The following is a 14,250-nucleotide window of genomic DNA, read 5'->3' as shown; positions in this document are numbered from 1 at the left end:
AGCGTTGAGGCCATTTTGACAAGCAATCCCCAATCGGTTACCGCCGGTCGCCACTGTCAGATATGACAGTAGATAGGTGGCGATATTTCGCGCCTACTGATCGCAACCCGTCGCCATGACGTGCGCCGGGCAATCTGGTTAAAACGCATACAAAGGAGCTATTACGATGGGCAATAAACCCAAGGTTACATACCCGATTCCAAGGGCGAAAGACGTACAAAATAATGCGTTCTTCCTCAGTGGATTAGGTAAAACCACTGAGCTCAGTATTGGCGCCGGGGGTGTACTTCCACCAGGTGCTGAATACAAGTTTGTAGCCGCTTTTCTAGGGACTGATGATAAGTGGGACAGTGGCTACAAATCAGAGAGTGCATTACAAGCCGAATTGCCTGTCAACGAAATGCGCCCGCACATCCATCGAGAAGTCGAAATCAAGTTCTACGCGAAATCCCAAGGCGTTGAACACTCCTCTGATCCATTGACCGTCCGGATCTTGCCGTAGAGGCATTAAAGGGGCGAACAAACGATACTCCATGAACATGGTTTATTCGCCACTCCCTCAAAAAACTACAGTCAACGACGAACCGGACGCTTCTGCAGTTTGCGCTGCAGCGTGCGGCGGTGCATGCCCAGGGCGCGGGCAGTGGCGGAGATGTTGCCTTCGTGTTCGGTCAGCACGCGCTGGATGTGTTCCCACTGCAGGCGATCCACCGACATCGGGTTCTCCGGCACCAGCGTGTCGAGGTCGGCATGCTCGGAGAGCAGCGCGGCCAGCACGTCATCGGCGTCCGCCGGTTTGCACAGGTAATTGCAGGCGCCGCGCTTGATCGCCTCGACGGCGGTGGCAATGCTCGAGTAACCGGTGAGGATCACCACGCGCATTTCCGGGTCCAGTTCAAGCAGTTTGGGCAACAGCACCAGACCGGAATCACCGTCCATTTTCAGGTCCAGCGCGGCGTAGTCCGGCAGGTCGGCCTGAGCGATGGTCAGGCCTTCTTCGGCGGAACCGGCGGTGCTGACGCGAAAGCCGCGGCGGGCCATGGCACGGGCCATCACCCGGGTAAAAGTTGCGTCGTCGTCTACCAGCAGCAAATGCGGCAGTTCTTCGCCTTCGCCTTCGACTTGGATCTCGTCACTCATGTTCGTCTCCTCGGGCGACACGGGGCAGGCGCAGCTCGGTGAGCGTGCCGCCTTCCTCATGACTGTAGAGTTTCACTGAGCCGCCGGCGCGTGTCACGCTGGCCTTGCTCAAAAACAGGCCCAGGCCGAAACCTTTGCCCTTGGTGGTAAAAAATGGTTTGCCGATCTGCTCGGCGATGGCCAGCGGCACACCGGCGCCGTGGTCGCGGATGCTGATTGTCAGGTCGTCGGCATTCCAGTCCAGCGTCACTTGCAGCCCTTCGGGGCAAGCGTCGGCGGCGTTGTTGAGCAAATTCAGCAGCGCCTGGGTCAGGTCCGGTGGCGGCGCCATGCGCGGCACGGTGCCTTGGCCCAAGCGCTGGAAGCGGTAACTGGCTTCCGGGCGCATCAAGTGCCAGCGATTCAGGGCTTCATCGAGCCAATCGGTGACGTCCTGCATCTCCACGGCCAATCGACGATTGGCCTCGGCGGCGCGCACCAGTTGCTGCAAGGTTTCTTTGCAGAGTTTGACCTGATCCTGCAGCACGCTCAGGTCGTCCTGCAACATCGGGTCGTGATGGTCCTGACGCATTTCCTTGAGCAACACACTCATGGTCGCCAGCGGCGTGCCCAGCTCATGGGCAGCACCGGCGGCCTGGGTGGCGACGGCCAACAGTTGCTGATCGCGCAGGCCCTCTTCGCGACGGATGGCGCGCAGTTCTTCCTGACGGCGCAGCTCTTCGGCCATGCGCGCGGCGAAGAAGGTGATAACCGCCGCGGCCAGGGCGAAACTCAGCCACATCCCGTAAACCTGCAGGTTTTCCCGAGCGATCGGGAAGGTTTGCAGCGGATAGAAGCGGGCCAGCAGCAGGGTGTACATCGTCAACGCGATACCGGACAGAATCACCGAATAACGCCACGGCAAGGTCACGGCAGCGATGGTCAGCGGCACCAGGTAATAAGAGACGAAGGGGTTGGTCGAGCCACCGGAGAAATACAGCAAGGCACTGTGGATAAACAGGTCGCAGGCCAGTTGCACGGCGTATTCGAGTTCGGTAACTGGCCATGAGGTACGCAAGCGAATCGCCGTGAACGCGCACAGCAACATCGAGCAACCGAGGGTCGCAGCCAGTTGGAACCAAGGCAGCGGCAGTAAGTCGAGCCAGTAGGCCAGGCCCACGGAACCGGCCTGAGCGGCCAACACCAATGTGCGGATGAACGTCAGCCGCCAGAGATTCTGGCGAGTAGCGGAAGTGATTTGAACGGGGGCGAGCATGAGCTCTCCTGATGAGCGCTCCAGGCGGATCGCACGGAGTATAACCAAGCACGGGGGCTGGCAGGCAAAAGTGCGGCAAACGGCCACAGGCCTTCAGCCAACACAGAGCCCTTGTAGCAGCTGCCGAAGGCTGCGTTCGGCCGCGAAGCGGTCGTAAAACCTGAGACCTCATTCCTTCATGCAAAACGCGTCAACCCAATTGCGACCGCTTCGCGCTCGAACGCAGCCTTCGGCAGCTGCTACAAGAGATCGCGTCGATCTGTATAGAAGTTGTAACTGTGCGAACCGGATCATAAAAGCTAGAGTCTGATGGGTTCACGCAGGCTCGGACCTTAACCCCTGCGCACCGTCCAAGGAGTTTTCATGCACAGTTTCAGCCGCAGCGCCGCCCTTCTTGCCCTTAGCGTTGGCACCGTCGCCAGCCTCCCGGCCCTGGCCGCCGACGAACTTCATTACAACCAGATCGCCCTGCGCGCCGAAGTCAGTCAGGAAATCGCCCGCGACCTGATGATCGTGACCCTCTACACCGAAGAACAAAACACCGACCCGGCCAAACTCGCCGCCGACGTCAGCACCACCATGAACAAAGCGCTGGCCCAGGCCAAACAGGTCAAGGAAGTCACCCTGCGCCAGGGCAGCCGCAACAGCTACCCGATCTACGATACCAAGGGCCAGAAAATCACCGGCTGGCGCGAACGCGCCGAACTGCGCCTGGAAAGCTCCGACTTCGCGACACTGTCGAAACTGACCGGCGAACTGCTCACAGACCTGAAAATGGGTGGCATGGACTTCGCCATCGCCACCCCAACCCGCAAGGCCAGCGAAGATGCGTTGCTTAAAGAAGCCGTGACAGCCTTCAAGGCCCGCGCGCAATTGGCTACCGATGCATTGGGTGGCAAGGGTTATAAAATCGTTAACCTGAACTTGAACAGCAACGGTTATCCACAGCCGTACATGCGTGGACCGATGATGATGAAAGCGGCGAGCATGGACTCGGCACCGGTGACGCCTGAGGTTGAGGCGGGTACCAGCCAGGTCAGCATGACGGCGGATGGTTCGATTGAAGTGTTGATGCAGTGATTTGATTCGGGCGAGAGAAAGAACGGCGATCAGTAATGATCGCCGTTTTTTTGTGCCTGAATTTTGTGGCAACTCACCTGCTGCCTCTCCCAGCCCCCTACCGTCCGTCGGAACTGTAATTTCTGACCGTAGCCGAACAATCGTCACCCAGCCCCAAATAGGTCCCGGTTAAAAAAACCGGGTCCATCAACGATGATTGCCTGACGGTACTCATCACTCAAAGGATTTGATCATGACAACACAATCGAACGGATTGCCCGCGCCCGAACTGAAGGAAGCGGAAGGTGGTGTAGTTTACCTGGATAAAATCAAGGGCGACGCGCACGGCATCATACCGCGGTATTCGGGCCCCTTAGCCGGTGATCAGCTTACCTTCAAGGTCGATAGCGGCACCACAACTCTCTTCAACAAAGCACAGCAAGTCCTGGAAGGTGACTCCGAACAATCCTACGTTTTTTCCATTCCGAAGACAGTCTTAGAAAAAGTGCATGCATCTGGCGCAGAAGCCGAACTGCATTACATTCTGATACGCTTTCGAGAATTCCGCCTTCAAGAGTCACAGATACTTCGCGTAACTGTAAAAAAATGAAAGGTAGTCAATGAGTCACCATTCAGGTTTCTGGTCGGCTCAAACCTTCAGCACGTCCGAAGTATTGCAGTGACTTACATGCTGCCATCGCCAGCAGGTTTCTGCTGGCGATGAACGATAACGTAGTGGTCAGCCCTGCGGATCAACCCGATCCAACGCCCGATTCACCGCCAGCTCAACTAGCATGATGATCTGCTGAGTTGCCAGCGCCGTATTGCGCTGAGGCCGGCCGAGTTGACGAGAAACATCGTGCTGGCTTGGTGGGTTTGGGCAGGTTCGGGGCAGAGATAAAAGTCGAGGGCGCGTTTGATGGCTTCGCGGTTTTTGGCGTGGAGGGTGTCGTGGATTCGAGTGGCGGATCCGGAACTGGCTTAGTCATTGGCAACCCTATTTTGCAAATGGGGCCATCCCTTGCCGTTTCTCACGCGGCGAAGTGGGTGGCATTTGCCCTGATGAAAAATCAGAGCGAATACACCCGGCCTGAAATTGCGGGGTTGCCCTGCAACATAGAATCTCCCACAGTTGAATCGTGTCGTACGCCGAATTCATGAACAACATTGCACCCTACGCCGGATCGACGTTGTACAGCGCCTATGGTTGTGTAGCGACGGACAGAGGCTAGATACACGACTTCCTACCCGGCAACCTGAAAAGTGCGTGGGAAAGCGCTGTGTGTCTCACACATCGCTCAACACAAAAAATGGAACGCGGAGCGTCCCTGGCTGCATTCCTACGCGGAGCGTGGAAACGATCAATTGGATGCAGCAGAAAGAGGTCGGCTATCAGGCTCGCTCCCAACATCTGCCCCCTGCACATCTGTCAGAAAGCGCTCAGTTATCAGACGCTCAACACTTGGAAAAAAGCCAAAAGCGCTACCGCAAGCAGCAAAGGTTGCACCCCGGTACTACCAACACGACCACGCAGCCTCCCCAAAATCCCAAAGCCAAGCATCACCCACAGATGTCCACTGACAAACAGTAACGGAACAATCTGCCCCCACAGACACAACAACCCTTTAAACAACAAACACCTAGCCACCAAACCAGAACTCAATCTCATTCACGCCCGCCCTCCCCGTTCACACCCATCAATGATGGGTATAAATAAGTAACACCGCGCTCCAATCGGGTGCGCAAAACGTCCAGATCGCCCCGCGCAGGTGCGCCATATGCACTGAAAAAAACCTGCGCAAACGGTCAAATGCGCGCGAATTTATACAAATGCGACATTAAGGTACGTTCGTGCCACTGTTTAAGACTTGTGCCCGCTCCGGATCTTGCAATGGGTATGGCCCCTGCATAAGTATCCGCAGGCACGACTCACGAGGTCGTCCTCTAATTCCAAAAATGACAACAAATCATGAGGCCACCATGCTTAAACACGCGGTCATTCCGTTTTTAGTCGGCGCAGGCTTGTTAGCTAGCGCACCTTTCGCCCAAGCGGCGACTAACCTGGTGTTTTGCTCCGAAGGGAGCCCGGCCGGTTTTGATCCTGGTCAGTACACCACCGGAACCGACTTCGACGCCTCTGCAGAAACCATGTTCAACCGTCTGACTCAGTTCGAACGTGGCGGCACTGCTGTCATTCCTGGTCTGGCGACCAAGTGGGACATCTCCGATGACGGCCTGACTTACACCTTCCACCTGCGTGAAGGCGTCAAGTTCCACACCACCCCGTACTTCAAGCCGACTCGTGAGTTCAACGCCGACGACGTGCTGTTCACCTTTAATCGCATGATTAACAAGGATGATCCGTTCCGTAAGGCGTACCCAACCGAATTCCCGTACTTCACCGACATGGGGATGGACACCAACATCACCAAGATCGATAAAGTCGACGACAAAACTGTCAAGTTCACCCTGAAAGAAGTCGACGCCGCGTTCATCCAGAACATGGCCATGAGTTTCGCTTCCGTTCAGTCCGCCGAGTACGCCGCCCAGCTGCTGAAAGAAGGCAAAGCCGCCGACATCAACCAGAAGCCGGTCGGCACTGGCCCGTTCGTGTTCAAGAGCTACCAGAAAGACTCCAACATCCGCTACACCGGGAACAAGGACTACTGGATGCCTGACGACGTCAAGATCGACAACCTGATCTTCGCCATCACCACCGACCCGTCGGTACGTATCCAGAAGCTGAAGAAGAACGAGTGCCAGATCACTCTGTTCCCACGTCCAGCCGACCTGAAGGCGCTGCAAGCAGACAAGACTCTGAAAGTGCCTGACCAGGCTGGTTTCAACCTGGGTTACATCGCCTACAACGTGATGGACAAGATCAAGGGCAGCGATCAGCCGAACCCGATGGCCCAACTGAAAGTGCGTCAGGCGCTGGACATGGCCGTCAACAAACAGCAGATCATCGATTCCGTTTACCAGGGTGCTGGTCAGCTGGCCGTCAACGCCATGCCGCCAACCCAGTGGTCTTACGACACCACCATCAAGGATGCGCCGTACAACCCTGAGAAAGCCAAAGAGCTGCTCAAGGAAGCTGGCATCAAGGAAGGCACCGAGATCAATCTGTGGGCGATGCCGGTTCAGCGTCCTTACAACCCGAACGCCAAGCTGATGGCTGAAATGCTGCAGTCCGACTGGGCCAAGGTCGGTATCAAGGCCAAGATCGTGACCTACGAGTGGGGCGAGTACATCAAGCGCTCCAAAGGCGGCGAAAACGGCGCGATGCTGATTGGCTGGAGCGGCGACAACGGTGATCCGGACAACTGGCTGAACGTGCTGTTCGGCTGCGACTCCCTGGAGGGCAACAACTTCTCCAAGTGGTGCGACAAGAAGTTTGACGGCATCGTGAAAGAAGCCAAGCGCACGACCGATCAGTCCAAGCGCACCGAACTGTACAAGCAGGCGCAACACGTCCTCAAAGATGCCGTTCCAATGACACCTATCGCTCACTCGACGGTGTTCCAACCCATGCGCGACAACGTGCAGGACTTCAAGATCAGCCCGTTTGGCTTGAACTCCTTCTACGGCGTCAGCGTCAGCAAATAAGGTTTTGCAGCGGCGACGTTTTTAACGTCGCCGCTGCTTTATCTGCCGAGAAAGTAGGAAACCACCTACATCCAATTCCGCTGAGCATTACATCAGCGGCGTCGGACGCGTTGCCATTTCCTACGAGTCTTTAGGACTCTACGCATTTACTGCCAGGCCCACGGCTCCTACCGTCGGGATCTGACCAGTTCGTGCGTGGGCTCTCGGTTATTGCTGCCTGTCATGGCTTGAGATCAGTGATGCCTCCACGTCCCCGGACGGGATGGCGATTCATTGAAAACACTTAGAGAAAGAGAAAAGGGAGCGTCATGCGCCATACCTTGGTTTTATCCGCATTGCTGGGCACCGGCCTGTTGGCCGCCACGTCCATCAGCCAGGCCGCCAATAACAGCCTGGTGTTCTGCTCCGAAGGCAGCCCTGCTGGCTTCGACACCGCGCAATACACGACCGCGACCGACAATGACGCCGCCGAGCCGTTGTACAACCGACTGGCAGAGTTCGAAAAAGGCGCCACCAACGTCGTACCTGGCCTGGCCACTCGCTGGGATATTTCCGAGGACGGCCTCAAGTACACTTTTCACCTACGCGAAGGGGTGAAATTTCACACGACCAAATACTTCACGCCGACCCGTGATTTCAACGCCGACGACGTGCTGTTCACGTTCAATCGCATGCTCGATCCGCAGCAACCTTTCCGTAAGGCTTATCCGACCGAGTTCCCGTATTTCAACGGGATGAGCCTGAACAAGAACATCGCCAAGGTCGAGAAGACCGGGCCGCTGACCGTGGACATGACACTCAACAGCGTGGACGCCGCGTTCATCCAGAACATCGCCATGAGCTTCGCCGCCATTCTGTCCGCCGAATACGCCGACAAACTGCTGGCCGAAGGCAAGCCGAGCGACATCAACCAGAAGCCGATCGGCACCGGGCCGTTCGTGTTCAAGAGCTACCAGAAAGATTCCAACATCCGTTACACCGGCAACAAGCAGTACTGGGACCCGAGCCGGGTCAAGCTCGACAACCTGATTTTCGCCATCAATACCGATGCCTCGGTGCGCGTGCAGAAGCTCAAGGCCAACGAGTGCCAGATCACCCTGCACCCACGCCCTGCCGACGTGACCGCGCTGAAGAACGACCCGACACTCAAGCTCATCGAGAAGCCCGGTTTCAACCTCGGTTACATCGCCTACAACGTGCGCCACAAGCCTTTCGACCAGCTCGAAGTGCGCCAGGCGCTGGACATGGCGGTGAACAAGCAAGGCATTCTCAACGCCGTCTATCAAGGTGCCGGTCAACTGGCCGTCAACGCCATGCCACCGACCCAATGGTCCTACGATGAGACCATCAAAGACGCCGCCTACAACCCGGAAAAAGCCAAGGAATTGCTCAAGGCTGCCGGCGTGAAGGAAGGCACCGAAATTACTTTGTGGGCGATGCCCGTTCAGCGCCCTTACAACCCGAACGCCAAATTGATGGCCGAGATGCTCCAGGCGGACTGGGCAAAAATCGGCCTCAACGTGAAGATCGTCAGCTACGAATGGGGCGAGTACATCAAGCGCACCAAAAACGGCGAACACGACGTCAGCCTGATCGGCTGGACCGGTGACAACGGGGACCCGGACAACTGGCTCGGCACGCTTTACAGCTGCGACGCCATTGGCGGCAACAACTACTCCATGTGGTGTGATCCGGCTTACGACAAGCTGATCAAGCAGGCCAAGGTCGTCACCGACCGCGACCAGCGCACCGTGCTTTACAAACAGGCGCAACAGTACCTCAAGCAGCAGGTGCCGATTACGCCAGTCGCCCACTCGACGGTTAACCAGCCGTTGAGCGCCAAAATCGAAGGATTCAAGGTGAGTCCTTTCGGTCGTAACGTGTTCTCGGGCGTCAGCATAGAAAAATAACCGATTAGCCAGAATCGCTGGGGGCGGATTCCGCCCTCACGCAAGCGTATTGCCGTAATTCGTCAATCCGTTCTACAGCAAACGTTTGCGATGCCTTGGATGAGTTCGAAACCAAATAGCCGGATCATCAAAAAAGACCGGCATTAAAAAAAAAGAAAGAAAGGAGCTTCACCCCATGAAACTGAGTAGCACCGCGTTATTGGCCCTGGCCATCAGCAGCGTAACCGCCACGGCTTACGCAGAAACCCAAAGCCAGGCGTTCACGCCGGTTACCGTTAAAGAGAAAAGCGCCCAAAGCGAAGCCACCGGTTTTGTTGAAGGTCAATCGATCACCGGTTCCACGCGTAACTGGTATGCGAATGAGTCGTTCAAGCGGGGCGCGACGCTCAACTATCGTAAAAATGGTGAGACTCGCACGACTGATCGCCGCATCAACTGGGTACAAGGCACGATCATCAAGTACAACTCGGGCTTCACCGAGGGTACTGTAGGTTTCAGCACTGAAGTGGCTGCCTACAACGCAATTGCTCTGGACCGTGATCGCAAAGACCTTGCGTCCGGTAACGGTGGTGCTCCTGAGCCAGGCCGGGGCGGCCGTGGTAACAACCGTACTTTGACTGAAAATGGCGGTGACGCTGTTGATCAGTGGAGCAAACTGGGCCTGGCCAACGTCAAGGCGCGTTTCTCCAACACCACACTGACTGCCGGTCGCCAGAACTTCAGCAGCCCGCAAGTGGATGTCATCGGTAACCGTCCACTGCCTTCAAGCTTCGAGGGTGTGACTCTGCACAGCGAAGAGCTGGAAAACCTGACCTTCGACCTTGGCACCTTCGACCGTAACTCGCCGCGTACCGAACAGAGCCAGCGCAAGTTCCGTTCCGAATATGGCGACGGTACCGCTGAAGCCGATCACGTCAACACCGCCGGTATCACCTACACGCCGTTCGCCAGCCTGACCACCAGTCTCTGGGGCACCCAGGCTGAAGACCTGTGGAACCAGTACTACTTCGGCGCCAGCCACGTTTTGGGTGACAGCCAGGTGCTGAGCCTGACCACCGGCCTGAACTACTACAAAACCGTCGATGAAGGCAAAAAGCTGTTGGGCGAAATCGATAACGACACGTACTCCCTGTCGCTCGGTCTGACTCACCAGGCCCACAGCCTGACCTTCTCGTATCAGGAAGTGAACGGTAACGAGTACTTCGACTACCTGCACGAAACCAACGGCATCTACCTGGCCAACTCCCTGTTGTCGGACTTCAACGGCCCGAACGAGAAATCCTTCCAGATCGCCTACGGCTTGAATATGGCCGAATACGGCGTGCCAGGCCTGAAGTTCAACATCTACCAGGCTCGTGGTTGGGGCATCGACGGTACTCACTATGCCGGCGGCGGTTACGACGGCGTGCAGTCGATGGACGGCGAAAACCACTATGAATACGGTATCGGTACTTCGTACGCCGTGCAGAGCGGCCCTCTCAAGGCCACCACTGTTCGCGCGACCTACACCGCTCACCGCGCCAGTGAAAACCAGGCGGATGGCAGCCTCAACGAGTTCCGTCTCGTGACCACCATCCCGTTCAACATTCTGTAATGCACCTGCCGAACGGCTGATTCAATGACGAATCGGCCGTTCGGCTTTTGTCCTTCTAACCGATTGCAGAGGGTTCTTTGATGAAAATGCTTCCCCTACGTGCGGCCATCGCTGCCGCGTTGCTGAGTGTCGCTGTTGGCGTCTCGGCCAAACCCCTGGTGGTCTGCACCGAAGCCAGTCCGGAAGGCTTCGATATGGTCCAGTACACGACTGCAGTCACAGCCGATGCGGTGGCCGAAACCATCTTCAATCGTCTGGCGGACTTCAAGCCTGGCACCACTGAAGTGATTCCGGCACTGGCCGACTCCTGGGACATCAGCGAGGACGGTCTGACCTACACGTTCCACCTGCGCAAAGGCGTCAAGTTTCACACCACCGAATACTTCAAGCCGACCCGCGACATGAACGCCGACGACGTGGTCTGGAGCTTCCAGCGTCAGCTGGACCCGAAGCACCCGTGGCACAAACTGTCGAGCGTGGGCTTCCCGTACTTTGAAAGCATGGGCTTCAAGGAACTGCTCAAAAGTGTCGAGAAGATCGACGACAACACGGTCACCTTCACCTTGACCCGCCGCGAAGCGCCGTTCCTGGCCGACATCGCCATGGCCTTCTCCTCGATCTACTCCGCCGAGTATGCCGACCAGTTGCTCAAGGCCAACAAGACCGGCGACCTGAACAACAAGCCTGTCGGCACCGGCCCGTTCGTTTTCCAGCGTTACAACAAGGACGCTCAAGTCCGCTTCAAGGCCAACCCGGATTACTTCCGTGGCAAGCCACCGGCTGATTCGCTGATCCTGGCCATCGCCACCGACAACAACGTGCGCCTGCAAAAACTGAAAGCCAACGAATGCCAGATTGCGCTGTATCCCAAGCCGGATGACATTCCGAGCATCAAGAAAGACGACAAACTGAGTGTCGATGAACTGAACGCGATGACCGTCTCGTACATCGCCATGAACACCTCGCACAAGTACATGAGCGATGTGCGCGTACGTAAAGCCATCGATATCGCCTTCGACAAGGCCGCATACGTCAACGCGCTGTTTGGCAAAGGCAATGCGACCGTGGCGGTCAATCCGTACCCGGACACCCTGCTGGGCTACAACCACGACCTGAAGAATCCGCCACGTGATCTGGACAAGGCTCGCGCCTTGCTCAAGGAAGCCGGCGTGCCCGATGGCACTACGTTTACCCTGTTCACCCGTAACGGCGGCGGCCCGACCAACCCGAACCCGATGCTCGGCGCACAGATGATGCAGGCCGACCTGGCCAAGGTCGGGATCAAGGTCGATATTCGCGTCATGGAATGGGGCGAAATGCTCAAACGCGCGAAAAACGGCGAGCACGATATGGTTTCCGCCGGATGGGCGGGCGATAACGGCGACCCGGATAACTTCCTGACGCCTATGCTCAGTTGCGAAGCCGCGAAGAACGGCGAAAACTACGCGCGCTGGTGCAATGAAAAGTTCCAGGCCCTGATCGACCAGGCCCGCGAAAAAACCGACCCGGCCGAACGTGCAGCGCTGTACGAACAGGCTCTGGTTATTTTTAACCAGGACCAGCCATGGATCAGCATGGCGCACACCCGTATGTTCACTGCAATGCGTAACAACGTGGAGGGCTATCACATTAGCCCGCTCACCACTAACAACTTCGCCACCACTCAGGTGAAGTAGATAAGAAACTACCGGCATTCCTGACCCAGGAATGCCGGGCACGCCTAACCGGCTGATGAGGGACACCACAAGATGTTTAGTTTTATTGCCCGCCGATTGGGGTTATTGATCCCCACGTTCTTCGGCATCACCTTGCTGACTTTCGCGTTGATTCGCATGATTCCAGGCGACCCCGTGGAAGTGATGATGGGCGAACGTCGAGTCGACCCCGAAATGCACGCTCAGGCAATGGAGCGCCTGGGGCTGAACAAACCCCTGTATGCCCAATACCTGGATTACGTTGGCAAACTGGCCCACGGCGACCTTGGCGAATCCCTGCGTACCCGTGAAAGTGTCTGGAGCGAATTCACTTCTCTATTCCCTGCGACCCTGGAACTGTCCATGGCCGCCCTGCTGTTCGCCGGCATCCTGGGCCTTCTGGCCGGGGTGATCGCGGCACTCAAGCGAGGCTCCCTGTTCGACCACGGGGTGATGGGCATCTCCCTGGCGGGATATTCGATGCCGATCTTCTGGTGGGGCCTGATCCTGATCATGTTCTTCTCGGTGTCCCTGGGCTGGACCCCTGTGTCCGGGCGGATCGACCTGCTCTATGACATCGAGCCGCGGACCGGCTTCATGCTCATCGACACGCTGCTGGCCGATGACGTCGGTGCGTTCTTCGATGCCCTGCATCACCTGATCCTGCCGGCCATTGTGCTCGGCACCATTCCGCTGGCGGTGATCGCGCGGATGACCCGTTCTTCGATGCTCGAAGTGCTGCGTGAAGACTACATCCGTACCGCCCGCGCCAAAGGCCTGTCGCCGTCGCGCGTGGTATTCGTTCACGGCCTGCGTAACGCGCTGATTCCGGTACTGACCGTGGTCGGCCTGCAAGTCGGCACATTGCTGGCCGGTGCGGTCCTGACCGAAACCATCTTCTCCTGGCCCGGCATCGGCAAATGGCTGATCGAAGCCATTGGCGCACGGGACTATCCCGTGGTGCAAAACGGCATCCTGTTAATCGCCTGCCTGGTGATTCTGGTCAACTTCGTGGTGGACATCCTCTACGGCTTTGCCAACCCACGCATTCGTCACCAGCGCTGAGATCATTATGACCATGACCATTTCAATTCCAGCGGTAGCAGTCGATCAAAGCCTGCTGTATCCGTCCCCGTACAAAGAATTCTGGCAAGCGTTCTCCAAGAACAAAGGCGCCGTCGCCGGCCTGATGTTCATGCTGCTGGTGATTTTCTGCGCCCTGTTCGCCCCTTGGGTCGCGCCGCATAACCCGAGCGAGCAGTACCGCGACTTCCTGCTGACCCCGCCGTCCTGGCTGGAAGGTGGGCAAATCCAGTTCCTGCTCGGCACCGATGAACTGGGTCGCGACCTGCTGTCGCGGCTGATCCACGGTTCGCGCCTGTCCCTGCTGATCGGCTTGTCGTCGGTGGTGATGTCGCTGATTCCGGGCATCCTTTTGGGTCTGTTCGCCGGGTTCTTCCCGCGCTTGCTCGGCCCGACCATCATGCGTCTGATGGACATCATGCTGGCCCTGCCGTCCCTGCTGCTGGCGGTGGCGATTGTCGCCATCCTCGGCCCTGGCCTGATCAACACCATTATTGCCATCGCCGTGGTTTCGTTGCCGTCCTATGTTCGTCTGACCCGCGCCGCGGTGATGGGCGAACTGAACCGCGACTACGTAACCGCCGCGCGCCTGGCCGGTGCCGGTCTGCCACGCCTGATGTTCGTCACCGTGCTGCCTAACTGCATGGCGCCACTGATCGTTCAGGCCACCTTGAGTTTCTCCTCGGCGATTCTCGATGCCGCCGCATTGGGCTTCCTCGGCCTTGGCGTACAACCGCCAACTCCTGAGTGGGGCACCATGCTGGCTTCGGCTCGCGACTACATCGAACGCGCCTGGTGGGTCGTCAGTCTGCCTGGTTTGACCATTTTGCTCAGCGTGCTGGCAATCAACTTGATGGGCGACGGCCTGCGCGATGCGCTGGACCCGAAACTCAAGAACGCCGCCTGAGG

11 protein-coding genes and 1 pseudogene are annotated in these 14,250 nt (G+C 57.5%); 9 read left to right on the top strand and 3 right to left on the bottom strand.

Features of this window, described 5'->3' with window-relative positions; translation table 11 throughout:
* Positions 1 to 166: 166 nt before the first annotated feature.
* The gene (locus tag QFX16_RS04185) at positions 167 to 502 is read left to right on the top strand and encodes a hypothetical protein (RefSeq protein WP_283182942.1); all 336 of its coding nucleotides are present in this window, start codon (positions 167 to 169) and stop codon (positions 500 to 502) included.
* Between the two features lie 71 nt (positions 503 to 573).
* Here the strand turns inward: QFX16_RS04185 and QFX16_RS04180 are convergent, their stop codons facing one another.
* A complete protein-coding gene (locus tag QFX16_RS04180; RefSeq protein WP_008148925.1) occupies positions 574 to 1,140 on the bottom strand; it encodes a response regulator transcription factor in 567 nt (188 codons plus the stop codon).
* Entirely contained in the window at positions 1,133 to 2,395 is a 1,263-nt protein-coding gene (locus QFX16_RS04175) for an ATP-binding protein (RefSeq protein WP_283182941.1), read from the bottom strand. The genes QFX16_RS04180 and QFX16_RS04175 overlap by 8 nt, the downstream gene beginning before the upstream one ends.
* Positions 2,396 to 2,758: 363 nt before the next feature.
* Between QFX16_RS04175 and QFX16_RS04170 the strand changes: the two genes are divergently transcribed.
* Positions 2,759 to 3,475, top strand: coding sequence for an SIMPL domain-containing protein (locus tag QFX16_RS04170; protein WP_283182940.1), 717 nt, complete (start codon positions 2,759 to 2,761; stop codon positions 3,473 to 3,475).
* 232 nt (positions 3,476 to 3,707) lie between these two features.
* The gene (locus QFX16_RS04165; protein ID WP_283182939.1) at positions 3,708 to 4,064 is read left to right on the top strand and encodes a hypothetical protein; all 357 of its coding nucleotides are present in this window, start codon (positions 3,708 to 3,710) and stop codon (positions 4,062 to 4,064) included.
* Between the two features lie 129 nt (positions 4,065 to 4,193).
* Here the strand turns inward: QFX16_RS04165 and QFX16_RS04160 are convergent.
* Positions 4,194 to 4,443, bottom strand: a pseudogene (locus QFX16_RS04160) (hypothetical protein).
* Positions 4,444 to 5,434: 991 nt separating this feature from the next.
* On the opposite strand from QFX16_RS04160, the gene QFX16_RS04155 reads away from it, so the two are divergent.
* The 6 genes from QFX16_RS04155 to QFX16_RS04130 all read left to right on the top strand — a co-directional run bounded on the left by QFX16_RS04155 (position 5,435) and on the right by QFX16_RS04130 (position 14,248).
* On the top strand, positions 5,435 to 7,060 hold the full coding sequence (locus QFX16_RS04155; RefSeq protein ID WP_283182938.1) for an ABC transporter substrate-binding protein: 1,626 nt from the start codon (positions 5,435 to 5,437) through the stop codon (positions 7,058 to 7,060).
* Positions 7,061 to 7,368: 308 nt separating this feature from the next.
* Positions 7,369 to 8,970 (top strand): ABC transporter substrate-binding protein, encoded by a 1,602-nt coding sequence (locus QFX16_RS04150; RefSeq protein ID WP_283182937.1) that lies wholly within the window; start codon positions 7,369 to 7,371, stop codon positions 8,968 to 8,970.
* A 175-nt stretch (positions 8,971 to 9,145) separates the two neighbouring features.
* The gene (locus tag QFX16_RS04145; protein WP_283182936.1) at positions 9,146 to 10,564 is read left to right on the top strand and encodes an OprD family porin; all 1,419 of its coding nucleotides are present in this window, start codon (positions 9,146 to 9,148) and stop codon (positions 10,562 to 10,564) included.
* Positions 10,565 to 10,644: 80 nt separating this feature from the next.
* Complete coding sequence (locus QFX16_RS04140; protein ID WP_283182935.1) at positions 10,645 to 12,240, top strand: ABC transporter substrate-binding protein; 1,596 nt, start codon at positions 10,645 to 10,647, stop codon at positions 12,238 to 12,240.
* Between the two features lie 72 nt (positions 12,241 to 12,312).
* On the top strand, positions 12,313 to 13,323 hold the full coding sequence (locus QFX16_RS04135; protein WP_027924494.1) for an ABC transporter permease subunit: 1,011 nt from the start codon (positions 12,313 to 12,315) through the stop codon (positions 13,321 to 13,323).
* A gap of 13 nt (positions 13,324 to 13,336) precedes the next feature.
* Complete coding sequence (locus QFX16_RS04130; protein ID WP_283182934.1) at positions 13,337 to 14,248, top strand: ABC transporter permease subunit; 912 nt, start codon at positions 13,337 to 13,339, stop codon at positions 14,246 to 14,248.
* Positions 14,249 to 14,250: the final 2 nt, after the last annotated feature.

This window comes from Pseudomonas svalbardensis (assembly GCF_030053115.1).
GTDB lineage: Bacteria > Pseudomonadota > Gammaproteobacteria > Pseudomonadales > Pseudomonadaceae > Aquipseudomonas > Aquipseudomonas svalbardensis.
Note: the sequence above shows the minus strand (reverse complement) of the source record. Positions and strands in the feature narration are given on the sequence as shown.

Coding starts and splice junctions, on each gene's coding strand:
- QFX16_RS04130 (WP_283182934.1), top strand. CDS start 13,337: ATGACCATTTCAATTCCAGCGGTAGCAGTCGATCAAAGCCTGCTGTAT.
- QFX16_RS04145 (WP_283182936.1), top strand. CDS start 9,146: ATGAAACTGAGTAGCACCGCGTTATTGGCCCTGGCCATCAGCAGCGTA.
- QFX16_RS04140 (WP_283182935.1), top strand. CDS start 10,645: ATGAAAATGCTTCCCCTACGTGCGGCCATCGCTGCCGCGTTGCTGAGT.
- QFX16_RS04135 (WP_027924494.1), top strand. CDS start 12,313: ATGTTTAGTTTTATTGCCCGCCGATTGGGGTTATTGATCCCCACGTTC.
- QFX16_RS04170 (WP_283182940.1), top strand. CDS start 2,759: ATGCACAGTTTCAGCCGCAGCGCCGCCCTTCTTGCCCTTAGCGTTGGC.
- QFX16_RS04165 (WP_283182939.1), top strand. CDS start 3,708: ATGACAACACAATCGAACGGATTGCCCGCGCCCGAACTGAAGGAAGCG.
- QFX16_RS04155 (WP_283182938.1), top strand. CDS start 5,435: ATGCTTAAACACGCGGTCATTCCGTTTTTAGTCGGCGCAGGCTTGTTA.
- QFX16_RS04150 (WP_283182937.1), top strand. CDS start 7,369: ATGCGCCATACCTTGGTTTTATCCGCATTGCTGGGCACCGGCCTGTTG.
- QFX16_RS04175 (WP_283182941.1), bottom strand. CDS start 2,395: ATGCTCGCCCCCGTTCAAATCACTTCCGCTACTCGCCAGAATCTCTGG.
- QFX16_RS04185 (WP_283182942.1), top strand. CDS start 167: ATGGGCAATAAACCCAAGGTTACATACCCGATTCCAAGGGCGAAAGAC.
- QFX16_RS04180 (WP_008148925.1), bottom strand. CDS start 1,140: ATGAGTGACGAGATCCAAGTCGAAGGCGAAGGCGAAGAACTGCCGCAT.